16 protein-coding genes and 3 pseudogenes are annotated in these 24,410 nt (G+C 60.4%); 16 read left to right on the forward strand and 3 right to left on the reverse strand.

What is annotated here, in order from left to right:
* Positions 1-35: 35 nt before the first annotated feature.
* From HJB84_RS29425 to HJB84_RS33825, 11 genes and pseudogenes are all read left to right on the forward strand, one after another.
* Entirely contained in the window at positions 36-1,220 is a 1,185-nt protein-coding gene (locus HJB84_RS29425; protein WP_207585165.1) for a GTP-binding protein, read from the forward strand.
* Between the two features lie 265 nt (positions 1,221-1,485).
* The gene (locus tag HJB84_RS29430; protein WP_405049250.1) at positions 1,486-6,795 is read left to right on the forward strand and encodes a DUF4082 domain-containing protein; all 5,310 of its coding nucleotides are present in this window, start codon (positions 1,486-1,488) and stop codon (positions 6,793-6,795) included.
* Between the two features lie 49 nt (positions 6,796-6,844).
* Positions 6,845-8,077 (forward strand): GTP-binding protein, encoded by a 1,233-nt coding sequence (locus tag HJB84_RS29435; RefSeq protein WP_207584411.1) that lies wholly within the window; start codon positions 6,845-6,847, stop codon positions 8,075-8,077.
* Between the two features lie 68 nt (positions 8,078-8,145).
* Complete coding sequence (locus HJB84_RS29440; RefSeq protein WP_207584412.1) at positions 8,146-8,454, forward strand: hypothetical protein; 309 nt, start codon at positions 8,146-8,148, stop codon at positions 8,452-8,454.
* Between the two features lie 43 nt (positions 8,455-8,497).
* Positions 8,498-10,642 carry a peptidase domain-containing ABC transporter gene (locus HJB84_RS29445; RefSeq protein ID WP_221117634.1) on the forward strand — a complete coding sequence of 715 codons (2,145 nt, stop codon included), beginning with the start codon at positions 8,498-8,500 and terminating at the stop codon, positions 10,640-10,642.
* A complete protein-coding gene (locus tag HJB84_RS29450; protein WP_221117635.1) occupies positions 10,639-12,096 on the forward strand; it encodes an HlyD family type I secretion periplasmic adaptor subunit in 1,458 nt (485 codons plus the stop codon). Before HJB84_RS29445 ends, HJB84_RS29450 begins: the two co-directional genes overlap by 4 nt.
* Before the next feature lie 434 nt (positions 12,097-12,530).
* A complete protein-coding gene (locus HJB84_RS29455) occupies positions 12,531-12,797 on the forward strand; it encodes a PepSY domain-containing protein (protein WP_207585179.1) in 267 nt (88 codons plus the stop codon).
* A gap of 2 nt (positions 12,798-12,799) precedes the next feature.
* Positions 12,800-13,232: pseudogene (locus HJB84_RS29460) on the forward strand (cytochrome b/b6 domain-containing protein).
* Entirely contained in the window at positions 13,229-13,906 is a 678-nt protein-coding gene (locus HJB84_RS29465) for a response regulator transcription factor (RefSeq protein ID WP_207584415.1), read from the forward strand. The pseudogene HJB84_RS29460 and the gene HJB84_RS29465 overlap by 4 nt, the downstream one beginning before the upstream one ends.
* Positions 13,903-14,217, forward strand: a pseudogene (locus tag HJB84_RS29470) (two-component sensor histidine kinase); the annotation flags it as partial. The gene HJB84_RS29465 and the pseudogene HJB84_RS29470, both read left to right, overlap by 4 nt.
* Positions 14,218-14,515: 298 nt before the next feature.
* Positions 14,516-14,926, forward strand: a pseudogene (locus tag HJB84_RS33825) (two-component sensor histidine kinase); the annotation flags it as partial.
* Positions 14,927-15,301: 375 nt separating this feature from the next.
* On the opposite strand, the gene HJB84_RS29480 reads toward HJB84_RS33825, so the two are convergent.
* Positions 15,302-16,123 (reverse strand): universal stress protein, encoded by an 822-nt coding sequence (locus HJB84_RS29480; protein ID WP_207584416.1) that lies wholly within the window; start codon positions 16,121-16,123, stop codon positions 15,302-15,304.
* Positions 16,124-16,337: 214 nt separating this feature from the next.
* Between HJB84_RS29480 and HJB84_RS29485 the strand changes: the two genes are divergently transcribed.
* From HJB84_RS29485 to HJB84_RS29490, 3 genes are all read left to right on the forward strand, one after another.
* On the forward strand, positions 16,338-17,384 hold the full coding sequence (locus tag HJB84_RS29485) for a DUF4010 domain-containing protein (RefSeq protein WP_259671208.1): 1,047 nt from the start codon (positions 16,338-16,340) through the stop codon (positions 17,382-17,384).
* On the forward strand, positions 17,315-17,581 hold the full coding sequence (locus tag HJB84_RS33830) for a hypothetical protein (protein ID WP_259671209.1): 267 nt from the start codon (positions 17,315-17,317) through the stop codon (positions 17,579-17,581). The genes HJB84_RS29485 and HJB84_RS33830 overlap by 70 nt, the downstream gene beginning before the upstream one ends.
* A 551-nt stretch (positions 17,582-18,132) precedes the next feature.
* Entirely contained in the window at positions 18,133-18,993 is an 861-nt protein-coding gene (locus tag HJB84_RS29490) for a DUF6030 family protein (RefSeq protein WP_405049008.1), read from the forward strand.
* Between the two features lie 253 nt (positions 18,994-19,246).
* Here HJB84_RS29490 and HJB84_RS29495 read toward each other — a convergent pair whose 3' ends face one another.
* On the reverse strand, positions 19,247-20,554 hold the full coding sequence (locus HJB84_RS29495) for a hypothetical protein (protein ID WP_259671207.1): 1,308 nt from the start codon (positions 20,552-20,554) through the stop codon (positions 19,247-19,249).
* 25 nt (positions 20,555-20,579) lie between these two features.
* On the opposite strand from HJB84_RS29495, the gene HJB84_RS29500 reads away from it, so the two are divergent.
* Complete coding sequence (locus HJB84_RS29500; RefSeq protein WP_311044086.1) at positions 20,580-21,017, forward strand: UTRA domain-containing protein; 438 nt, start codon at positions 20,580-20,582, stop codon at positions 21,015-21,017.
* 178 nt (positions 21,018-21,195) lie between these two features.
* Here the strand turns inward: HJB84_RS29500 and HJB84_RS29505 are convergent, their stop codons facing one another.
* Positions 21,196-23,142, reverse strand: coding sequence for a bifunctional diguanylate cyclase/phosphodiesterase (locus HJB84_RS29505; RefSeq protein ID WP_221117637.1), 1,947 nt, complete (start codon positions 23,140-23,142; stop codon positions 21,196-21,198).
* A gap of 230 nt (positions 23,143-23,372) precedes the next feature.
* On the opposite strand from HJB84_RS29505, the gene HJB84_RS29510 reads away from it, so the two are divergent.
* Entirely contained in the window at positions 23,373-24,410 is a 1,038-nt protein-coding gene (locus HJB84_RS29510; protein ID WP_221117638.1) for a class I SAM-dependent methyltransferase, read from the forward strand.

Consider the following 24,410-nt stretch of genomic DNA (forward strand, 5'->3'; position numbering starts at 1 on the left):
GAGAGGCGCTCCGACCCCACATTCGAGGAATGCCGATGAACAGGATCGAGCGGCTCCCGGTAACCGTGCTGGCCGGCTTCCTCGGCGCTGGTAAGACGACGCTCCTCAGCCACGTCCTCAATAACCGTCAGGGCCTGAGGGTCGCCGTCATCGTCAACGATATGAGCGAAGTGAACATAGACGCCAGTCTCATTCGAGACGGCGGCTGCAACCTGTCGCATACGACGGAGACATTGATCGAGCTCAGCAATGGCTGCATATGCTGCACCCTGCGCAACGACCTGCTGACGGAAGTACGACGGCTGGCCGAAGACCGGCGATACGACTATCTGTTGATAGAAGGTACCGGCATTGCCGAGCCGCTCCCGATTGCGGCAACCTTTTCCTTCCGCGACGAGAACGGCGTCTCGCTCGCCGATTTTGCCAGGCTCGACACAATGGTCACCGTGGTCGACGCTGCAAACCTGTTAGCCGACTACAGCAGTGCCGATTTGCTTGCCGACCGCGGCCTGCAGCGCGACGGTGAGGACCGGCGCACACTCATCGATCTGCTGGTGGATCAGATCGAGTTTGCCGATGTCGTCGTGATCAACAAGATCTCGGAGGCGACCGAAGGGATCCGCGCGGAAGTTCGCAAGATCATTTCTGCACTCAACCCCGACGCACGCCAGGTGGAGACGGATTTCGGTGAGGTTTCGCTCGCAACCCTCCTCAATACGGGCCTCTTTGATGAAGCAAAGGCGGCAGCGCACCCGTTGTGGCACAAGGAACTGTACAGCCATGATAAGCATGTTCCGGAGACGGAGGAATACGGGGTCTCGAGCTTTGTCTATCGCACGAGGCGCCCCTTCGACCCCAAGCGGTTTCGAGCATTCCTGGACGAGCCGTGGCCGGGGGTGATCCGCGCCAAAGGCCATTTCTGGCTTGCCACGCGCCCGCGTCACGTTGGCCTAATGTCGGCCGCTGGCGTGCAACGGCGCTGCGAGCCCATGGGGCTTTGGTGGGCAGCCGTGCCCCGGCAGGACTGGCCGGGCCATCAGCAGTTTCGTCAGCATCTTGAGAGCCGGTGGGACAGCGCTTGGGGCGACCGCCGGCAGGAATTGGTTTTTATCGGCGTTGATATGGACGAGATAGGTGTACGGACCGCGCTGGACGGATGCCTCGCCAGCGCCGATCCGCGCGACTGGGCCACCCTCGAGGATCCGTTTCCGGCCTGGTAGCAAGGGGCGGCGCAGGACAACGCTCGAGTTGACCACCTCGACCAGCCGGACCGGCAAAATGATACGGAATCAGAATTCCTTTCAACCAGCGTCGGCCACTTGGCAGAACGGTGGGCAGCTTTGGAGCCTTGTCGGCCGGCATGCGGCGAGGGTCATCCTATGGGCGTAGGGGGATACCTCCCTCATACCCCGGATTGCTGTCGTACGTTCCCTTAGCAAAGGTGCCAGAATGAACGTCATGCTACAGCGGGCGAAGAGCCGGCCGATGCGGAAGGGGACGCCGCTGATGCGGAGAATTCATGTGAGTAATCGTGAGTACCTGAGTACATTTGGTGGAGCGTTGAGTATCTTTCGTGCATCCTCCGCCTGGAGCGCAGTACTTGCATCCGCGACGGTCGTATCGTCGAGAAGTACCGATGGCTCCCCAAGCTTTGCCAATCAGGGCAGCGCAACCGTCCAATCCTCCTTCACCGGCACGGTCACATCTTTCCTGATATCATCAGGCGACATGCAATCGTCCCCTGCGTCGTCGACGGCGATGCCTGCGCCTGCTGCCGATGGCGGCGCGCAGGATACGTCCACGAAGACGGCGTCGGCTGCGACGGTCTTCCAGACGCCTTCCTCGACATTGCAACGCACTGTGCTTGGCCCGGATCCGGCCGAGGAGGCTGCGACACTGCCTGCTGCTCCCGCGCTTACGGGTGTTATCAGCGATGCCGATACCGGCAGCGCCAAAACGGCGCCGGTCAGTTCTTCCAGCAGTCTCGGCACGGCTTCGTTGCGCCTTCAGGCCTCGATAGCATCCATCTCGGTGGAGCCGAGCCAGGACGTTTCTGCTCAGACGACCGCGGCCCCGACGGCACTGATGGCATCGATACCGGCAGCTTCGGCTGCGGCGACGCCCAACAAGATCGCGCTCGAAAACCTGAAGCAGGGCAACCCGATCAGCGAGTGGGGTCTGGAGGGTGACGGCGGCGGCACCATTCAGGGCTTCGCCACCGAAATCAGCACGAATATCGGCCAGACGGTCGATTTCAAGATCGCCACCGATTCCACCCATTACCGCATCGATATCTACCGCATGGGCTATTATGGCGGGGCCGGGGCGCGCAAGGTCGACTCGATCGAGCAATCGCTGACCACGGCGCAGATCCAGCCGCATCCGATCGTCGATATGTCACTCGGCCTCATCGACTGCGGCAACTGGTCGGTCTCGGCGAGCTGGCAGATTCCGACGGACGCGGTCTCCGGCGTCTATTTCGCCAAGCTGGTGCGCGAGGACGGCACCGCAGACGCCAGCATCATTCCTTTCGTTGTGCGCGACGACGCCTCCACCAGCAATATCGTCTTCCAGACGTCCGACACGACATGGCAGGCCTATAATGCCTGGGGCGGCGCCAGCCTCTACTATGGCGAAGTGCCCGTCGATCCCGCAAGCATGATCGGCTACCTGCCACCGAACTGCAGCTGCGGCCTGCAGGCCATCGGCCGGGCCTCGGCGGTCAGCTATAACAGGCCGATCATTACCAATACGAGCCCGATCGGCGGCTCGCACGACTACATCTTCGGCGCCGAATCCTCCGCCATCTCGTGGCTGGAGCAGAACGGCTACGACGTATCTTATATTTCGGGCGTCGATGCAGCGCGTAGCGGCAGCCTGCTGCTCAACCACGACGCCTATCTCTCCGTCGGGCATGACGAATACTGGTCTGCCGAACAGCGCGCCAATGTCGAGGCGGCGCGCGATGCCGGCGTCAACCTCGCCTTCTGGAGCGGCAACGAGTGCTACTGGAAGGTCCGCTGGGAAAGCAGCATCGACGGCAGCGGCCAGGCCTACCGCACCATGGTCTGCTACAAGGAAACCTGGGGCACGAGCACGGATCCGAGCAATGTCGGCACCGGCACCTGGCGCGATCCGCGTTATGCCGATGCGGGACAGGAGCCGGAGAATTCGCTGACGGGCACGATGTTCCAGGTGGACAGCTACCGCTCCGATACGATCTCCATTCCCTACGACTATTCGAACCTGCGCTTCTGGCGCAACACCGATGTTGCTGAGCTGCAGCAGGGCGAGAGCTACAATCTCGTGCAGAACCTGCTCGGCTACGAATGGGATTCCGATGTCGAGAACGGCTTCCGTCCGGATGGGCTGATCGACCTGTCACTCTCCTCGGTCTCGGTAAGCACCTATCTGCGCGATTACGGCACGACGGTCGGCGATGCGGTGGCGGCCCACAGCCTGACCATGTATCGGGCGGCAAGCGGCGCGCTGGTCTTCGGCGCCGGCACAGTCTTCTGGTCCTGGGGGCTGAGTGACAACCATCAGGGCGCGGCGACGTCAACCGATCGCAATGTGCAACAGGCGATGGTCAACATGTTCGCGGACATGGGCATTCAGCCGACGACGCTGGATGCGAGCCTGATCCTTGCGACACAATCGACCGACACGCTGAAGCCCACCTCGTCGGTCACGTCGCCGATCGTCGGCGCAAGCTTCCTCGAAGGGCAACATGTGACGATCACGGGCACGGCGCAGGATTTCGGCGGCGGCATCATTGCCGGCGTGGAAGTCTCGACCGATGGCGGCCAGCACTGGTTCAAGGCCACCGGCCGCGAGAGCTGGAGCTATAACTGGGTCGTCCAGGCGAGCGGAACCTACACGATCATGTCACGGGCCGTCGACGACAGCGTCAATATGGAGGCGTCATCGGCCGGCAAGCAGGTCACCGTCACCTTGCCGGGAACGACAGGCCTCTGGACGCTTGCGGAAAAGCCGGCGGTCGAAGTGGCGATCGATCGCGATTCCGTCGAGCTCGGCCTGCGCTTCCAGACGACGACAGCAGGCTCCGTGGAGGGCATCCGCTTCTACAAGGGCTTCTCCAATATCGGCGACCATGTCGTCAGCCTCTGGAGCGCCAACGGAACGCTGCTGGCATCAGGCGTGTCCGTCGACGAACCGCTCTCCGGCTGGCAGACGGTGATGTTCTCTTCGCCGATCCAGATTGCCGCCGGCACGACCTACGTGGCCTCCTATCACAGCGGCGGTTTCTTCTCGCTGACAAACAATTATTTCACCGGCGGCACCTATGCCAGCGGCGCGGTGAAGGCCGTCGATGGCGGCGGCGTCTTCGCCTACGGCACCACTGCCGGCACGTTCCCCGGCCAAAGCCCCGGCACCGGCACCAATTACTGGGTCGACGTAGTCTTCGATGCCGGGCCCAACAGCGCCCCGGTTGTGACCGACGATACGGGGCTGACCATCACCCGCAACGACAGCGTCGTCATCTCGATCGCCTCGCTCATCGGAAACGATACGGATCCGAATGGCGATGCGATGACGATTTCGGCCGTCGGCAATGCCGTCAACGGCACGGTGACGCTCAACAAGCAGAACGGCGCCGTCATCTTCACGCCGACCAACAATTATTCGGGGCCTGCAAGCTTCACCTATACGCTGTCGGACGGGCGCGGCGGCACGGATCAGGGCAACGTCAGCCTCACCGTAAACCAGGGCCCTGCCGGGGAAGCACTGTTTACCTCAAGCGAAGGGCCGACGGGCGCAAGCTTCAACGACGGTCAGTCGCTGGAACTCGGGATGAGGTTCGTCGCTTCGTCCAGCGGCATGATTTCCGGCATCCGCTACTACAAGGCGGCCGGCGATACCGGCGCCCATACCGGCTCCCTCTGGACGGCCGACGGCACGCTGGTCGCGACCGTCACTTTCGCCGACAGCGGATCGGTGAGCGGCTGGCAGACCGCGACATTCACCAACCCGGTGCATATCGCAGCCGGCACAACCTATGTCGCCTCCTACGACACGACAGGCTCCTATGTGGCGACATCAGACTATTTCACCTCAGCGCATACCAACGGCGCGCTGACGGCGCTTGCCGGCAGTAACGGCGTCTTCGGCAATGGCACGGATTTCCCGACTTCCAGCTACCAGTCGTCGAACTACTGGGTGGATGTCGTCTTCAACCAGACAACCAATGCGGTGCCGGTCGCCGCCAATGACAATGGCTACACGACCTATTCCAACACCGCACTTTCGATTGCCGCAGCCAGCCTGCTTGCAAACGACCATGACGCCGATGGCGATCCGCTTAGCATCACCGGCGCGAATGGTGCGGTCAACGGAACCGTGTCGTTCAACAGCCAGACCAAAACGGTGATCTTCACGCCGAACTCTGGCTATACGGGTTCAGCAAGCTTCTCCTATTCGATCTCGGATGGATATGGCGGCACGTCGTCGGCCACTGTGAGCCTCGCGGTCAATTCGCAGCCTGGCGGCGGCACGACCGCAAGCCTGTTCACCGGCGCCGACACGTCGGGCGTTACCGCTGCCAATGACGCCAACTCGGTCGAACTCGGCGTCAAGTTCATCGCTTCCGCCAGCGGCCAGATCACCGGGCTCACCTATTACAGGAGCGCCCAGGATACCGGCACGCATGCCGGCTCGCTCTGGACAGCGAGCGGCCAGCTTCTGGCTCAGGCGACCTTCATCAACGAGACGGCGAGCGGCTGGCAGACGGTTTCCTTCATCCAGCCGATCAATGTGACGGCCGGCGCCACCTATGTGGCGAGCTACCATTCGAACGGCTTCTATTCCGCAACGGCGAACTACTTCACGACGGATCATACGAACGGTGCGCTGACGGCGCCGTCGAGTGCGGCGAGCGGCGGCAACGGCCTTTATGCCTATGGCTCGGGCAACCTGTTCCCGACCGCTTCCTACAATGCCAGCAATTATTGGGTCGACGTGCTCTATCAGCAGGGCGGCGCGCAGAATGCGGTTCCGGTCGCCGCCAATGACAGCGGCTTCTCGACCAATACCGGCACGCCGATCACCATCCAGGCCTCCGTGCTCCTGGCAAACGACGCCGATGCCGATGGCGATCCGCTTGTCATCACCGGCGTCAGCGGCGGGGTCAACGGCTCGGTCGCCTACGATGCCCAGGCCCAGACGGTGACCTTCACGCCGACGGCAGGCTATTCGGGACCGGCAAGCTTCAGCTACGCGATAGCAGACGGCAAGGGCGGCACGGCGTCGGCGCAGGTTGCCCTCACCATCAACGGCGGCCAGCCGGGAGGGCCGGAGCAGAACCTCTTTGCCGCCGGTGCCACGCCGTCGATCGTCTCCATCAACGACAACCAGCAAATCAATCTCGGCATGAAATTCCAGGCCGATACGTCAGGCTGGATCACCGGCGTCCGCTTCTACAAGGGGGCCGACAACACCGGCCCGCATAGCGGCTATCTCTGGACCGCCTCGGGCACGCTGCTCGGCAGCGTCACCTTCAACAACGAGACGGCCAGCGGCTGGCAGACTGCGCAGCTCACCCAGCAGATCGCGGTCCAGGCGGATACGAGCTATGTCGTTTCTTATTCGAGCAACGGCAATTACTCGGCGACCGGCAATTACTTTGCCAGCGATGTGACGAACGGCGATCTCAAGGCGCCCGGCGGCAGCAACGGCGTCTATGCCTACGGGGCGGGCGGGTTGTTCCCGACAGCCAGCTACAACAGCACGAACTACTATGTGGATGTGGCGTTCAAACCGCAGCTCGCGGCGTAAAGCCCGCGAGGATGCAAGGCCAAGCATGCTGTAAAGAGTGAGAGTTTCGATGATGAGTGCAGACAACAGATTGCCCGTAACGGTTCTCGCCGGGTTTCTCGGCGCCGGCAAGACGACTGTGCTCAATCATGTCCTGAGTAATCGGGAGGGTCGCCGGGTTGCTGTCATCGTCAACGATATGAGCGAGGTCAATATCGATGCGGATCTCGTGCGCGAGGGCGGTGCAGACCTCTCGCGCACCGACGAGACGCTGGTAGAGCTTACCAACGGGTGCATCTGCTGCACCCTGCGCGACGATCTTCTGAGCGAAGTGCGCCGGCTCGCAGCCGCCGGCCGTTTCGACTATCTGCTGATCGAGGGAACCGGCATTGCCGAGCCGCTGCCGGTCGCAGCCACCTTCTCCTTCCGCGACGAGAGCGGGGCTGCCCTCTGCGACGTGGCGCGTCTCGACGCGATGGTCTGCGTCGTCGATGCGGTCAATCTTCTCACCGATTACCAGAGCGCCGAATTCCTTGCCGATCGCGGCGAAAGGCGTGACGGGGACGATGAGCGCAAGCTCGTGGACCTGCTCGTCGAGCAGATCGAATTTTCCGATGTCGTCATCATCAACAAGGCAGGCGATGTGCCGTGCGCCGACCTTGCCGAGGTTCGCCGGGTCGTCGCGGCGCTCAATCCGGATGCCCAGGTCGTCGAGGCGGTTTTTGGCCAGGTGCCGCTTGGCGCGATCCTGGATACCGGCCTCTTCAGCGAAGCGAAGGCCGCCCGCCATCCGCTCTGGCACAAGGAACTTTTCGGTTGGGGCGATCATGTGCCGGAGACCGAGGAATACGGCATAACAAGCTTCGTCTATCGCAGTCGCCGGCCCTTCGATCCCCTGAGGCTCAAGGATTTCCTCGACCGGAAATGGGCGGGCCTCATCCGCGCAAAGGGCCATTTCTGGCTGGCGACGAGGCCGGACGAGATCGGCCTTCTGTCAATTGCCGGCACCCAGTGCCGCATCGAGACCAGGGGGTACTGGTGGGCCTCGGTGCCGCGGGTGCAATGGCCGCGCTTTCCGCAGTTCCGCCAGCTCATCGACCGGCATTGGGACGATGTCTGGGGCGATCGCCGCCAGGAGCTCGTCTTCATCGGTTCCGGCTTCGACGAGGAAGCGATCCGTGCTGCGCTCGGCGATTGCCTGACCGGCGAGGAGACGGGTTTCGATCCGCAAACCGCCGTCGGCCTCCGCGATCCGTTTCCGGCATGGCAGCACGGACATATCCTCGCACATTCAAATAGTTAGAAGTGTCATGATGGGCGTAAGACGGCCTAGTGTGAAGACGTTTTGATTACCAACCAGAGGAGAGAACAATGAGTGACGAACTTTATGCAGATGGCATCGGCGAAATCACCATTACCGGAACGATCGTGCGCATCGACCTGATGTCGCTTTCGGCAACCGATCGTGACGCCAACAACAACCCGAAGCCGGTCTTCCGTCAGCGCATCATCATGCCTGTCGATGCCTTCGCCAATGCGGTCGACCTCATGCAAAAGGCGCTCGGCGGGTTGGTCGAGGCGGGCGCGGTCCGTCGCATCGGCGATATGTCAGCTGCGGCGGCTGCCGATATCCAGTCGGTACAGCCCGGCGCTTCGAACGCTTCGCCGAACTTCAACTGATAAAACAAATAGTGACTGGGTCTCGTATTGTTTCGGGTGGGCCATGAGTGGTTTTCTGCATACCAACCTGCACTGTCTAGCGCTCGTCGCGCGTCATCACGGCGTCGATCTCGCGCCTGAGCGATTGCAGCACGACTATGCCGTCGGCAACGATCCCGTTGCCGTGCGGCAGCTGCTGCGCATGGCCAAGGATGCCGGCCTCAGAGCCCGGCATCTGACGCTCGGCTGGCGATCCCTGTTTCAGCTCGGCGAAGCCTTTCCGGTGATCGCGGAACTGACGAACGGCAACTGGGTGGTCATCGCCGGCGCCGTCGGGGAGGGTGAGGAGGAGAGAATTCGCGTTCTTGACCCGCTCGCGTCACGCGCCGAAGTGATGATGCTCAGCGAAGAGCAGTTCGCCAAGGCCTGGCTCGGATCGGTGATCCTACTGAAGCGCAACTATCGCATGTCCGACGAGGACCGGCCCTTCGGATTTCGCTGGTTCGTGCCCGAGATCATCAAGCAGCGTAGCTTCTTCCGAGATGTCGCGCTCGCCGCCTTCGTGCTCTACGGGCTGGGCCTGACGACGCCGATCTTCTTCCAGCTTGTCATCGACAAGGTGCTGGTGCACCAGAGCTATGCGACGCTGACGGTTCTGACTATCGGTATTGCTATCGCGCTCGTCTTCGACGCGACCTTCAGCTTCCTGCGCCGCTATCTGCTGCTCTACGCGACGAACAGGATCGACATCCGCGTCGCGACACGCACCTTCGGCCATCTGCTCAACCTGCCGATCGCACTTTTCGAGCAGGCCTCGGCCGGCGTTCTCGTCAAGCATATGCAGCAGACGGGGCGCATCCGCGAATTCCTGACGGGGCGCCTGTTCCTGACGCTTCTCGACGGCGTTTCGCTCTTCGTCTTCGTGCCGATCCTGCTTCTCTACAGCGTCAAGCTGACGCTTGTGGTGCTCGGTTTCGCAGCGCTCGTCGGCCTCGTGGTGATGATGCTCGTCGGGCCGTTCCAGCGCCGGTTGCAGGCGCTTTACCAGGCCGAAGGCGACCGGCAGGCATTACTGGTGGAAACCGTGCACGGCATGCGCACCGTCAAATCGCTGGCACTGGAGCCGCGCCAGCGCAAGGTGTGGGACGATTATTCGGCCCAGTCGATCTCCGTGCGTTTCCGGGTCGACAAGATTTCGACCATCGCCCAGTCGCTGACCGGGCTTCTGGAGAAGCTGATGAGTGTCGCGATCATCGGCCTCGGCGCGCTCGATGTGTTTAACGGCTCGATGACAATCGGTGCGCTGGTCGCCTTCAACATGCTCGCCGGCCGGGTCTCCGGACCGCTGGTGCAGATCGTCACCATGGTGCACGAATATCAGGAAGTGGCGCTCTCCGTGCGCATGCTCGGCGAGATCATGAACCAGCGGCCGGAGCAGGCGGGCCGCGGGCGAGGTGTTCGGCCGCATCTGAAGGGCCGCATCGAATTCGACAGGGTCACCTTCCGCTATGCGCCTGATAGTGCGCCTGCGCTCGACAATGTCTCATTCGCCATTCCGGCGGGCTGCGTCTTCGGCGTGGTCGGCAAGAGCGGGTCGGGCAAGACGACGATCACAAGGCTCATCCAGGGGCTTTATCAGAGCCAGGAAGGCCTCGTGCGCATGGATGGCTATGACAGCCGCGAGATCGACCTGGTGCACTTAAGAACCAGCATCGGCGTGGTGCTCCAGGATAGTTTCCTGTTTCGCGGCTCGGTTCGCGAGAATATCGCCGCCGCCAAGCCCGATGCCAGCATCGAGGAGATCATGGAAGCCGCCCGCATCGCCGGCGCCGAGGAGTTCATCGAGCGTCTGCCGCGCGGTTTCGACACCATGCTGGAAGAAAACGCCGCCAACCTGTCGGGCGGCCAGAAGCAGCGCCTGGCGATTGCCCGCGCGCTGATCACCGATCCGAAGCTGTTGATCTTCGATGAGGCGACGAGCGCGCTCGACCCTGACAGCGAGGCGATCATCCGCGACAACCTCAGCCGCATCGCCGCCGGCCGGACCGTGGTCATCGTCTCGCACCGGCTTTCGACGCTCGTCGATGCCGATGCCATTCTCGTCATCGATCGCGGCAAGGTCGCCGATATCGGCCGGCACGATCAGCTCGTGTCGCGCTGCATGACCTACCGCCACCTGTGGTCCCAACAAATGAGGCAGGTCGCATGAACGCGCACGCCAGAAAATCCAGCGAAAACCTGCCGGTTCCTTCAGACAAAGGCTCCACAGGCCAAGGCCTCTCAGACAAGGGCCCCTCAGACACGGGAAGGCAACTGACTGCCCGGCCGCCGCTGCCGCCGGCAATAGCGGAATTTCAGTCCGATGCCGTCGAGCTCGAGGAGCGCGCGCCGCCGCGGGTGGCGCGCATGACGCTCTACTGCGTGACGGCGCTGCTTGCCTCAGCGATCATCTGGGCCTCGGTTTCCTCCATCGACGAGGTGGTGATTGCGCCCGGCAAGCTCGTCACCACCCAGCCTACCATCGTCGTCCAGCCGCTCGAAACATCGATCATCCGCACGATCGAGGTGAAGGCCGGCGAGGTGGTGCATGCCGGGCAGACGCTGGCGACCCTCGATGCCACTTTCAGCCAGGCCGATGTCGACCAGCAGCAGGCGAAATTCTCCGCACTCGACGCTCAGGTGAGACGCATCGAGGCCGAGCTTGCCGGCGTCGACTATACGAAGATGGCGGGAGATACGCCCGACCAGATACTGCAGTCGCAGCTCTTCGGCCAGCGACAGGCCTTCTACGCGGCGCAGCTGCAGAATTTCGAGCAGCAAATCGCCGGCCAGTCGGCGTCGCTCACCGCCAGCAAGAACCAGGAAGCGGTGTTGACCCAAAGGCGCGATGGGCTCTCGCAGATCGAGGCAGCGCGGGAGCGGCTTTATAACACACAGAGCGGCTCGCTGATCACGCTGCTCGGCTCCCGCGACGCCCGCCTCGACGTCGAATCCGATCTGACCGCCGTCCGCGGCCGGGCCGACGAGGCCGCCCACTCGTATGCCAAGCTCCGAGCCGACCGCCAGGCCTTCATCGAGGATTTCCGCCGCGCTGCAATGGAGCAGCTGGTGGAGCTGCGCGGCCAGCGCGACATGGCTGACGAGGAACTGAAAAAGATGGAGCTGCGCCGCAACATGGTGGCGCTGACCGCACCCGCCGATGCCGTCGTGCTCGACCTGGCGCAACGCTCGGTCGGCTCCGTCGTGCGCGAGGCCGAACCGGTGGTGACGCTGGTGCCGATCAACGTGCCGCTCGAAGCCGAAGTCTCGATCAACACCCGCGACATCGGCCGTGTCGCCGTCGGCAAGGAAGCGCGTATCAAGCTCGACGCCTATCCCTTCCAGAAATACGGCACCGCCTCGGGCGAGGTGAGAACCATCAGCCAGGACACGTTCCTCACCGGCCAACAGGAACAGAGCGCCACCCCCGGCCAGCCGGCCGCCCCCTTCTTCAAGGCCCGGATACTGCTTGCCGATACAAGGCTGAATGCCGCAGATGTGCCGGTGCGGCTGCTTCCCGGCATGACCGTATCCACGGAAATCAAGGTCGGCAACCGCACGGTGATCTCCTATTTTCTGTATCCGTTGCTGCGTGGCCTCGATAACGCAATACGCGAACCGTAGGACGCGATGGTTCAGTTCGCCCCGAACGAGATCCCGAGTGACTTCGCAGGTCCTCGATCCGGGTGACTTCATGCCCACGCCCGCCCCAGGGACCATATGCATCGAAACCGCGGTCACGAACCACGCGTCGCAGTATGGCCAGACGATTTCCGACGATATCGCGTCGAAGGAGCCGGTCAGCGGGAAAAGAGGGGACTATTCTGGATTTGCCGTCGCCGGGGTGATTCTGGTTGCGGACTTCGTGTACGCCAGACGTAGGGCTAAGAAAGCACTTGGATGAGCGGTACCCGATGTGGCCTTCACATATTGACGAAATGATTCCGGCTCTTGATCTCAATCCCCGAGAGCGTTTCGAAAGTCCTGACAGTAAACCGACAGCTAGTGACCTCTATTGATCGGAGGTCGCCCGGACGGGTTACTCAAAGGATAAAAACATCATGTTGAAACTGATCGCCGCTGTCGCAATCATCGCCGCCACGCCGATATTGGCATCGGCTAGCCCAAGTTGCACCAAGGAGCCGAAATCAAAGTGGATGTCCGAAGACGCCATGAAGGCCAAGGTCGATACGCTTGGCTACAAGGTGAAGACATTTGAAATCACTGGCAATTGCTATGAAATCTACGGCAAGGACAAGGACGGCAAGCGAGCCGAGGTCTATTTCAATCCGGTATCCGGTGATATTGTCCAGAAGGGCGAATGAGGATGACGGTGATCTCGCTAAGGAAGGAGGGCGCATCGCCCTCCGACGTCGCTCCGAAAAGCGTCAAGGTCTGGTATCCGGTTGTCCGGGTATTCCACTGGACCATCGTCGCGACTTCTTTCCGACGCCGCGTAAGGTCTTGGATCAAATCCGTGGCATTGTCGGTCGGAACGAGAAGCGCCATCTCGGCCACAGTCCCCTGGCATCTGTGATGATGCTGTTGCTGATCGTGCTTCTTGTGGCAACTGCCACGACTGGTTGCATGACGACACTGGATGCCTTCTGGGGCGAAAAATGGTTGGAGCGATTGCACGGCACGATTGCCAACAGCATTATAGTGCTTGCTTTCATCCATGGCGGCGCTGCTATTTTGGAAAGCTGGCGGCATCGGGAAAATCTCGTCTGGTCGATGGTACAGGTCGAAAGAAGGCATGAGAGTTCTGCTCATCGAGGACAGCGCCCGGCTTCGCGATCTTCTTTGCGAGGCGATCAGGGACGAAGGTTGGAAGATCGACGCCTTCGGGACAGCGCAGGAAGGCCGGCTTGCGCTCCGTGAGGGCGAGTACGATCTCCTGCTCCTCGATCTCGGTCTGCCTGACGAAGATGGCATCGACGTCTTGAAGTCTCTTCGGGCCGCTGGCATGCAGACACCGGTGCTTCTTTTGACGGCGCGTGGTGCGATCGACGAGCGGATAGTCGGGCTTGATGCAGGCGCCGACGACTATCTGGCCAAGCCGTTTCACAATGGCGAACTGGTTGCCCGGATACGCGCAATCATGCGCCGGGCGCCCCTCACTTCCATGCCAGTGCTGGAATATGCAGCAATTCAATTCGATGTCGCTTCACGACAGGTAATGTGCGCCGGCACAGAGATTGCGCTTGCCCCATCGGAGAAAGGATTGCTCGAGCTTCTGATGCGTAACGGTGGCAAGGTGGTCGCAAAATCAAGGATCGAGCACACGTTCTCGGAATTTGGCGCTGAAAGAAGTAGCAACGCCGTCGAGCTGGCAATCTCCCGTTTGCGCAAGAAGTTGGAAGGTCATGGGACCTACTCATCGATCGAAACAATCAGAGGGGTTGGCTATATGATGCGCGAGGTACGCGATTGAGCCGATCCCGCCCGACGCTCGGAGCCATTCTGGCGCGCCGGATTGCATTCTTCGCGATCCTGGCCATGCTCTTGCAGCTCGCCGTCGTCTTCTCGGACTACTACTGGAATGTAGGGGAGCTTTCTCGACTGTTCGTCGAGCCGGAAACGGAGCGGCTCGCATCTGGGATCGTGGTCGATGGTGCAAGCGTTCGATACCGAATTCCTGAAAATGTGCAGCAGCGTTACAGTCAGGGTAGCACCGGCTACGTGGCCCGTGTTCGTCAAGCAAGCGGCGCGCTCCTGTTCGAGTCTTGCGATGCCGCCTGCGAGGAGCGCTTTAACTCGCCCCGTGGGTCTACGAAAACAATCATTCGCTGGAAGTTCGTTTGTCAGGTCCAAGCCGCTGGGCTGCAGGGTGCCCCCACGCTGTTTAATGAAGTCGCAAAAGATCCTGACATCTGGGATCGCCCATGAAGTCCGAACGCCGCTTGCGGCTTTGAAGCTGGAACTCGGGCATATCGACCATCCTCGTGCGAGGCAGGCGGAGGCCGACGTCGATGATCTCGTCCGTTTCGTTGGCCAGCTCACCGCTCTCGCGCGGCTCGACAGCGTTGACCAGAGCATGTTCGAGGAGATCGTCCTTCCGGCCGATGTCAACCCGCCGGATTTCTGGTTGCGATCCTTGACGCCCGGCAAGCCGTTGTCGCTTGTTGGCGGCAGGGCATTTTTCATTGGAAATCAGCGTTTCCTTGTCGATATCGCAACGATCGATGATCCTTCCGACGTCATGTCCGATGTCCTTTTGGAACGAGGTGATAGAACACCTGATCGTGCCGATGAGCATTCTCCTGGTCCTCGTCCTCGGTGGAACCTTGTTGTCCGTCCGGCAGGCATTGCGTCCGGTGCGGGCCGCGGCAGAAGCGGCCGATCGCATCGACCCAATGGATTCCCGTTCGCATTTGGGTTCGACGAAATGCCGCGGGAAGTCGCGCATCTCGCGGTCGCGGTCAACCGCGCCTTCAAGCGGGTCGGCGAGCTGTTCGCTGACTTATTCGTCGGACGAGCTGCGCCCGTTTGTAGGACCTGCTGCACAAGGCCACGGCCATCAAATGGCCCTGGCCGATGATGACGCCTATGAACTTTGCGCGACCGTCAAAGGTAATCTGTTAAAGCGAGTTCCAATCAATGCGACAGGAATATCGGCGTCCTACCGTTTTCGATCATGCTGCGGGTCACGCCCCCGAAAAGCGTCTGCTGCCAGCGATGCCGAAGTTGATGTCTTTGATCTTGGTCACGGAAGGCCATCGTCTCAGGAGCGCCTGGCATCCATTCTGGGCACCGTTCCAATGCTGCCAATTCAACGCCGCTGCAGAGGTCTCTCCCGCCGCCTGAATCGGCACGCCCCTCGCGCCTTCTAGTGCGCGAGAAGGACCGGCATGTCAGCATTGCAAAGGAGTTCCCGAGTGACGCCGCCAAGGATAAACTCGCGAAGCCGGGAGTGGCCAAATCCGCCCGCCACCAGGAGATCCGCATTCCGTTCGAGCGCGGCCGCTTGAAGGGCGGCAGCCGGGGACTGCCCGCCGGCCTGAATCGATACGTCTTCTACCTCGAACCCGGAGTGCCTCAACGAGGATATCAGGAGCGAACGGTTCGCTTCGTCGACCTGCTTGTCGTCGATCACCGAGATGACCTGCATCTTCGTCAGCCGCTCGGCGAATATACGGGCGCAGGAGATCGCTCGTGCCGCGGTCGCGCTGCCGTCCCAGGCGATCGCAACGGTATCGACGCGACCACAGACGCTACTGGCAGGAAACAGAATCAACGGACGGCCGCTCTCGAGCAACAGCGTCTCCGAAAGCTGGCGAGAGAGTTCCGATGCCTCCACTATGGACAGGTCGTGGCTCCTGGCGATTTTCGCGAAGCACTCAAAGACGAACGGCTCCCTGGCGTCGAAGCCATGAATTCGCACCTCGACGCCGCTCTCCGAGGCCGCGTCGGCAATGTATTTTCGAAGCGAGGCCCCACTGTCGCGGCTATACCCTTCCGCTTGCCCCCGCCATGAGTCTACATCGACCACCGTTGGAAACGGCGGGTGGATCGGTGGGATCCGCACCTGCGGGATACTGGCGAGGAGGTCGGCGCCAATCTGGCGGGCGAGGTCGATCGCGTTGTCAACGATGGTGAAGGAACTTGCATCGGGATAAGTTGACAAAGGGAGATGGAATTGTGGTTTCATGCTGACCTCCTGAGGTTATACCTCCGCCATGATGCATCCCGAGCCGAACTTCGCATTGCGCTTCGTCAAAGCACCGCCGTGTCCGGTCGGAGCGCAACCCGGACAAACTGACGTCGGACCGCAGACGACGATGTCTGCCAAACCAGTCCGGGCGGTACTGCGCGTGCCGACTGACTCGCAGCAACTTTGACATAGGGAGGCCCTTGTGAATTCCATGGTCGTTGCAAGATTTGCATTAGCGCTTTCCATCGGTCTCCTGGTCGGGCTGGAACGTGGCTGGCGGGAGCGGGATTCTCCTGCAGGGAGCAGAACCGGGGGCATCCGAACCTTTGGCATCTCGGGGTTGCTTGGAGGTGTAATTGCGGCCTTGGCCAACGCGACCGGGTCCTCGCTGCTCCTGGCTTGCGGCTTCATGAGTTTTGCCGCCGTATTCGGACTCTTCAAGCTTCGGGAGGCCTGGGACGACGAAGACTACAGCGTCACCTCGGTCATTGCCGCGCTATGCGTTTTCGGACTCGGCGCTCTTGCAGTCGATGGCGATCCCGTCGCCGCGGCGGCGGGCGGCACTGCCCTTGCAGCCATACTGGCGAGCCGCGACGTTCTTCACGCCTTCCTCAGGCGTTTGACTTGGGTCGAGCTGCGCTCGGCTCTGATGCTTGCGGTCATGACGGCCGTCATACTTCCTCTTTTACCAAACCGCGATGTAGGTCGGGCACTGACGGTGAACCCCTTTGAAGTATGGCTTTTCACCGTCTTGACCGCGACCATCTCTTTTGCAGGCTATATCACCGTACGCCTATTCGGCGAGAGGAAGGGCACTTTGATCGGCGCAGCCGCCGGCGCCTTGGTCTCGTCCACGGCCGTGACGCTAACGCTGGCTCGTTCCGCCAAGGATGGAGCGGAAGTTTGGAGACTTGCCGGCGCCGCGTGTTTGGCGGCCACGGTGTCTATCCTGCGCGTGGCTGGGCTGACCTTGATCGTTGGTCCCGCAGTCTTGCCGAAGATAGCGCCTGTGGCAACGGTCGCGGCAGTGGTTTTCGCCTGCATGGCCGTGTTCTTGACGAGGTCTGAACACAAGCGGGCCGCCGTCGACGTCTCGGCCCGCAACCCCTTCGAGGTCCGCTCGCTTTTCTTTTTTTTGCGACGATATACGTACTGGCGCTTTCTGCGAGCGAAGTCCTGGTCGCATACCTGGGAAATTCTGCGGTCCTGTTGGCCTCGATCATCTCTGGCAGCTTCGACGTCGACGTCGCAGTGTTGACGGCGCTGCGCCGGACCGACCTCCAGGCTTCGGACATCGTCGTCCACGCGGTACTGGGCGCCATGGCTGCAAACGCAATTGGCCGCGTGATACTGGCAGCATCCGTCGGTCCCGCCCGGTTCACCATGCTTTACGCCGCCACCACGACAATGGCGATCGCTTTCGGCTTCATTGTTTTCATCTGGAATTCACAATGATCGCTCGCGCGGACGTGGCGATGACGCGACGGATCAGAGACGGGACGCCGCCAGCCAGTTAGAAATGCGACGCTGAGCATCTCCACTCAGGACTTGCGCAGTTGTCGCGACGCTAAAGCGTGTCGCGATCTTTCAGATTCGCTCGTCACGCTTTAGGTCTTTGTTTTTACGCATGTCTTTAACGCAAAACCGCAGCACACTTTTGCGAGACAGGCTCTAGCTGATGTGATTTTCTTGAGGGCCGCCGGTGCGTTCTTCCGCGCGAATTTTGGGGGCGAACGCCGTCCACCGGGGTTGCTGCTTGACGCTCCACACACGCGACCTCACACTCGCGGTGTCGAAGGTGAGTCGGACAGACTGTACCGTTGTTCACATCCGTTGCCCACCTCAGAAGGAGTCGCCAGCAGGAGCTTTGGCTCACGCGCCGACCGACGCCGGTTGGTCGCAAACAGGATCGAGGTTGATTGCGTTCGAACTCGCATCCGCTGCTATTTTTCTCGTGAGGTCGCGCCGTGGATAAGGTGTTATCAGCAGTCGATCCGCCTCGCGACATCCCGTTTTGGCACTGGAAATTCCTATTGCGGAGCGACCGCCGCTGGCTGCGTTGGCCAGTGCTTTTGATATCCGTTTTGCTTCTTGCAGGCGTTGTTTTTTACCGTGAAATCCACCGCGTCGAAGATCCGGTCGGGCTCTCCGAAAATCGAGCTCTCAATAACGCTGCCCGATCGGCGCCCATAGCCGTCCGTCCTGATACGGCGGCTCCCTCTCTTCTCCCGCCGATGTCTATATCGCCGCGGCTGATCGAGGTCCCGAAGCCGGAGTTGGCAAGTCAATTTCTGCGGACGTGGCGCGTCTCGGGGCCGGTTATTTGCGGTGCTCTTCGGGAGGCCGGCATCGAGATGAGCGAATGGAAAGCCGCATCGATGCGCAATCGCAATTATGAATGTTATTTTCAGCGCATCTACGAACGGGACGAGGTGCGTCCCCTCAGCTCCACCTTCCTCAAGGTTCGTGGCAATGAAACCGGCGATATTCTTGAGATCCGCGCCAAGATCGTTAAGCCGACGACAGACGCGAAGGGGCGTCTAGCCCCCGCCGTCCTGCACCTTTTCGCGATCATTGTGAAGCAGGCATGCTGGCGTGATTTCGAGGATACTCTTGAGGCGATCCAAAACCTTCGAAATGTCGAATATGAACGATTCGGGGCCTATCTCAGCTTCACGCGCGAAGCCGGCAGCGGAAACAATTTTGATTTTGTTCTTGGCCTTAAGGCGACTTCAGCTTCGCAGGTGAGGACTAAGGCGTATTTTTCGACAGAGCGCTGGCTGGCCACAAACCCGCGCAACGTTTCTGCGAATTTCATCCTGATGGACCCCTTGGGCACGCCCATATCAGCCAATTGCGCTCAATGACGGCGGGTGGCCTTTGAGATCGGCGCCGTCGATCCTCCTGTCTTCGACTATCGGCGGAACGGCTGCGTTCTTTGCCGAGTTGGCATGGCGCCTTCTGCATCAATCGCCTCCCGTTGCCCCAACCCGCCGACACTCGACAGGCTAAGGGCCGCCCAAGCTGCGACTCAATCGTCGCGTCTAACTCCTTGATGTAGAACAGGATTCAGATTTTAGGCCGATCCGGCCAAAAATCATCCTTTTGTAGGAGCATTAACTACCGAGGCTTCAAGAACAACGGAGACGTCCAAATTCGGGATTGGTCACGCTGGCGCGCCGTGATGAACAATGGATGTTCGCGTTCCGGATCGAGCTTCAGTTCGCGCAGCAATATCTCACCCGCAAGATCTCTCGGTAGCGGTTGGTCTGTCACCCTTTCCACGATAAGGCGCAGCTCGACGCCCGGTAGATCGAATGTGACCGAGCCCTTCGCAAGGAGATCCTTCCCATTTACCTCTAGTCTTGCTTCCGGGGCATGCACATGCGGTGGCGGCTGCAGCGGGTTGCCGATCTTGCTGTAACCATGAAGGTCCGCGGCAATCGTGATGTGAGCATCGTTTAGGTCGGAAAGCTTGAGCTCGATCCCGTCGACATCGCCATGTGTTGCCGTTCTAAAGCGGAGTTTGCCGAGTCCGGTACGCCATACGCTTTGTTCAGGGTGGTCAAAGCCAACTCCGTGCGCATCAAGAAGCCCCGCGCCGATCACAGCAACCTCGCCGCTCCAATAGGCGGCCCGATAGCGGTCCTTGATCCGCGCACCGCCGAAACGGACCCGGACGCTGCGTTGGCTGAGACCCGCCTCCACATGCAGGTCGCGGCTCCACACGAGGCGATCGCCGTCATAAAGCTGAACCTCTTCCCAGCCGACCTGGCCGAGCAGGCGGTAGGCCAGCGGCTTTTCGGGTTCGGCATGGAACACCTCGCCCATGAAATGCCGTCCTTGCGACAGAACAGCAAAACTGCGTTCACCGGTCGTGGCGAAGGTGCGCCGTGCCCTGAGTGCGCTGCCGACGCCGGCACGGTCGAAGCGGTCGGCGATGACGCCGGTCAGACCGCCGCGCGACCCGAAGGTGCCGGTTGCCGGTGCGCCGCCACCCCATCGGCCCTGGTGCTCGTCACTCGCCGCGGAAGCTCCGACCCTGTATCCGCGCGCGAGCGCCTCGGTGTAGAGCCAATGGAATTGTCCCCAGGCGGACCCAATCTCGATCAGCCGCTCCAGCTCGGGATGGTTCCAATCCAGAATGCAGCGCCGGCCGCCCACATGTGGGATCAGCAAATGGCCCTTTGGATCGTCCACATAGGCGGTATGGAGCCGCTCTACAGGCCAGATGCCGGGTCGGATTGTTCCGGCCGTCGTCTCATTCCATTCGAAAGAGCGAAGGGACCGCCCCTCTTGATCGAAGGGTTTGCCATCACGAAGGAAGACGACGTTGCGGTCGCCGCCGGCTGCCGAGTTGCCGCACCATTCGGTGCCCGGATAACAGACGAAGCGTCCGGGCTCGTTGAGGCTATGGATAGTCTCCACGGCAGCGTCTCACGAGTCGCTGAAAGTGCAGGGTTTCGATGCCACGATGCGGATCGTCGCACTGACGGCGATTGACACACCGTCGGCGTTTGTCCCGTTGTTCGGAGCAAAATGCGCGCTGTTGGAGCGTCTTCACATAGTGGATGACGAGCCCATTGCCTTGGGTCGGAGCCTCCTGCCCGCCGTCATGTCCGAGCTGGCTTTGGAAACGGCCGAACAACGGCCGACCTATGCCCTCCTTAAAGAGAAAGCAGGCGCCGATATTGCCTCCGCCGAGATCGCGATAGGCGCGCGCGCCGTCCCGCCGCAAATATCGTCCTTGATCGGTACTGCTGCAGATGCGGTCTTGCTCGTCCTTGAACGAACCTCATATTTCGATCATGGCGCCTGCGCCGAGTGGTCGGAATTCTTCATCCGACCCGAGCGATACAAATTTTTCCTCGGTAATCGAATGTCCGTCTAAGTCGACCACCTCAAGAAACGAAGATCGCTTGCGAGCGCGGATCGGGAATTCAGGCGTTCAGTGCGCTTTCATCTAAAGAATTTCTAAGTGCCTCCGGCGCCGTGGGCCGGTTCAGGCCCAAGATCGCGGGCGACGTCGCGTCTGCAATCAACGTTCTTCTGGAAGCCTTGAGATCCAGTTATGCCGCGCTTAGAAGTTCAGCGCTAACCGGCATCCCCATATGAAAGCCCTGGACGCGGTCAATGCGAAGATCCTTGAGCAGCGACAATTGTGCTGCAGTTTCGACGCCTTCCACCAGGATCGTATTCCCACGATTGCGGATGAGAGCAATCATGTCCTGAAGCATCGTCAACCCGCGCGGGTTGGAGCAGTCGTGCAGGAAGGTGCGATCGACCTTGACCGTCTGAAACTCGATCGCCCTCAGCCAAGAGAGGCCTGCGAAGCCGGAGCCGAAATCGTCAAGCCAGATCTCGACGCCGAGAGCCCGCAGATCTGCAATGCATTTGAGCACCTCCGACTGCATATCCATGTCCAGGCCCTCGGTGACTTCTAAGGCCAGTCGCGACCCGCAGACCCCGCACCGGGCAAGAATATCAGCGACACTCGCAGCAAAGCCGGGGGAACGTAGTTGTATGGGCGACACGTTGACGCTGACGGTCGCCATGCGATCGGTCATCAGTATGTCACGGCATGCCGTCTCGATCGCCCACTTACCCAATTCGAGGATAGCGCCCGTCCGTTCTGCAACCGGAATGAAAGTCTTCGGCGAAACCGCGGTGCCGTCCGGCATCCTAAGGCGCATCAAAGCCTCGACAGCTCTTGCTTTCTCGTTGGTCACATCGAAGATCGGTTGGTAAACGAGCGAGACCAGTTTGCGATCAATGGCGGCCGTCAGCAGCGGGACGAGTTTACCAGCATTGTCGTCGGGGCGAGGCAACAACGGATCAAACCTGCGAATGCAATTTCGGCCACTTGCTTTGGCATTGTAGAGAGCAAGATCGGCCTCACGCACTATTCGTTCGACTTTCTCTCCAACTTTCTCGCGAGTGAACGCGACGCCAATGCTGACGGTTACGATCGGGCTATCATCTGGTCGCCCGTCGTGAGCAATCGCAAGAAACTCGACTTCCATTCTGATCTTTTCGGCCAGGCTCATCGCGATCTTAGGAGTTTCAACCGGCAAGACCACGATAAACTCCTCGCCGCCATACCTGCCGATCATGCCGCCGGACGACTCCACAACCGCCTTCAGCGCATTGGCGATGACAGTCAGGCATCGGTCTCCTTCCTGATGCCCGTAGCGGTCATTGAAGCGTTTGAAAAAATCGACGTCGATCAGGAAGACGACGAAGTCGCGGCGCTCGTCTTTCCAGATGGCCCAGCATTCGTCGAGTCGCCGATCCAGCGCGCGTCGGTTGCTTATGCCTGTCAGGTAATCGGTATTTGAAAGCTCAAGCAGTGATCTTCCACGCTCGGACGCTTCCCAGTGCTGGTAGCGAGCCTCTGCCGCGTTCAGCAACACGTTTCGACGCTCCACGTTCAATCGCCAATTGACGAAAGACGTGAAGACAAAGCACGAAATGTAGAACATCCCGAAGGCAAGCTTGTAGGTTTGGCCTGAAGGAAAGAACTCCTCGATGGTAACAAAAAATGCGCCGAGAACGAAGCTGGAGGTGATCACGGAAAGCCGAAACGGAAAACTGAAAAAGAGGTTGGCGCCCATCATGAAGATGGCGCCAAATATCATGTAGTATGACATGGCAGTGACATCGCGGGTGCCGATCGCCGGGTAAAGCCAGCCCACATAGCCCACAAGCAATGCAGAGGCGCATGTGATGTCCAGCCAGACGGTTTTCGCTTTTGCCAGTCGCAAGGCTTCGAAAGCCAGCAGCGCGATCGTTGCAACAACGAATCGCGCGGCGATCGTCACAGGCGCAACATCGGGGATGAGCCATCGGTCGGGAAGTGCGAAGGCCACATAAACGGCAACCGCGATCCAAAGGCCATGCCGTGAGCTTCGCCTTCGGACAGTATCATTCTCAATTTCCAGAGAGTTACGAGCCTCGGCGAATGAAAAGCTGGCGGTTGATTCGTCGCGCTGAACATTAGCGTAAGCCGCGATCATTCAACAACACCAGCCCGACAGCGAGCTAACGAGCGTAAAAAGTAAGCCATGCTTGGGCGCCCTCCAAAATTACGTTCGGCAACCTGCAACCGGTTTGTCTTATTACTTAACATTCGTAGAGGAGCAGGTTCCCACCCGCAACAGTAGAAATACCCTTATCCCGTGCAGATTCTAGTCGCATCTAATTTCGAGGGTGATTATGCTTAACGCGAGGTCAAGGGAGTCTCGAAATGGCACGAAGTCTTGTCTTGGACGGTCAAAGTCTTGTTGCGCCGGGTGAAATTCGTCAGGCGACAAGGAGGTTTGCTGCGCCAAGTCCCTGCGACTTTACCGTTGCCAAAGCCGACCTTGCTATCAGCCTTGACGTGTCGATCCGTCAGTTCAAATCCGGCGTCGAGGCAAGTGCGATAATCGAGCGTCTTACCGACGCCTTGCATCGGTTACGGCGTCGCGTTCATCCAGAGGTGTGGGATGTCATCGTTCCTATCGCGCAATCTCATCCAGTTGCTCACTATCTAAATCAGGATCCGTTGACCCGCTGGTCGTTTGAAAAACCCCGCGGCTATTCTGGCGACGCACGTCTTCTCGACTTCATCTACGGCAGGCCCGAGATCGAGGACGCCGTCGCATCATCGAGCACCTTGGGACGTTCAATCTATGCCTACACTCGAAATGCTTCGTCATCCGTCGCGGTAAGGGAGCGCCGGGACATTCTGGCGCGCCGTGTAGACGAAATCGCTTCGGCTCGGCCCGGTTCCGCCGAAGTCTTGGCCATCGCGTCGGGCCATCTTCGCGAGGGGCCTTTGTCGCGCGCTCTCGGCGCCGGCGCGATCAAACGCTGGGTGGCTTTGGATCAGGACCCGGTGAGCGTTGGAACCGTAGCCCGCGATTTCGCCGGCACGTCCGTCGAGTCAATCAACGGGTCGGTCAAATCCTTGCTCGGTGGAAGGCATGCGCTGGGAATGTTCGATTTCGTCTATGCCGCGGGTCTTTATGACTATTTGCCGGATGCCGTAGCCGTAAAGCTGACCAAGAAGTGCGTCAGCATGCTCAAGCCCGGCGGCACATTCCTGTTCGCCAACTTCTCCCCGGAGACGGACGTCGATGGCTATATGGAGACATTTATGAACTGGGAACTGCTGTTGCGGTCAGAACGCGAGATGGGCTTGATCGCCAGTGAAAGCGCGGCTGGGGCGGATCTGAAGGTGTCTGTTTGGCCCGGCTCGAATCGGAGCGTTGTCTATTGTGAAATTGAAAAGCAGCCCTAA

Origin of the sequence: Rhizobium sp. NZLR1b (genome assembly GCF_019685155.1) — a bacterium.
Classification (GTDB): Bacteria; Pseudomonadota; Alphaproteobacteria; order Rhizobiales; family Rhizobiaceae; genus Rhizobium.

Excerpts from the sequence above, each read along its gene's own strand:
- HJB84_RS29465 (WP_207584415.1), top strand. The coding sequence starts at position 13,229 with ATGAGAGTTCTGCTCATCGAGGACAGCGCCCGGCTTCGCGATCTTCTT.
- HJB84_RS29505 (WP_221117637.1), bottom strand. The coding sequence starts at position 23,142 with ATGATCGCGGCTTACGCTAATGTTCAGCGCGACGAATCAACCGCCAGC.
- HJB84_RS29445 (WP_221117634.1), top strand. The coding sequence starts at position 8,498 with ATGAGTGGTTTTCTGCATACCAACCTGCACTGTCTAGCGCTCGTCGCG.
- HJB84_RS29510 (WP_221117638.1), top strand. The coding sequence starts at position 23,373 with ATGGCACGAAGTCTTGTCTTGGACGGTCAAAGTCTTGTTGCGCCGGGT.
- HJB84_RS29485 (WP_259671208.1), top strand. The coding sequence starts at position 16,338 with ATGGTCGTTGCAAGATTTGCATTAGCGCTTTCCATCGGTCTCCTGGTC.
- HJB84_RS29435 (WP_207584411.1), top strand. The coding sequence starts at position 6,845 with ATGATGAGTGCAGACAACAGATTGCCCGTAACGGTTCTCGCCGGGTTT.
- HJB84_RS29480 (WP_207584416.1), bottom strand. The coding sequence starts at position 16,123 with ATGAAACCACAATTCCATCTCCCTTTGTCAACTTATCCCGATGCAAGT.
- HJB84_RS29450 (WP_221117635.1), top strand. The coding sequence starts at position 10,639 with ATGAACGCGCACGCCAGAAAATCCAGCGAAAACCTGCCGGTTCCTTCA.
- HJB84_RS29425 (WP_207585165.1), top strand. The coding sequence starts at position 36 with ATGAACAGGATCGAGCGGCTCCCGGTAACCGTGCTGGCCGGCTTCCTC.
- HJB84_RS29440 (WP_207584412.1), top strand. The coding sequence starts at position 8,146 with ATGAGTGACGAACTTTATGCAGATGGCATCGGCGAAATCACCATTACC.
- HJB84_RS29430 (WP_405049250.1), top strand. The coding sequence starts at position 1,486 with ATGCGGAAGGGGACGCCGCTGATGCGGAGAATTCATGTGAGTAATCGT.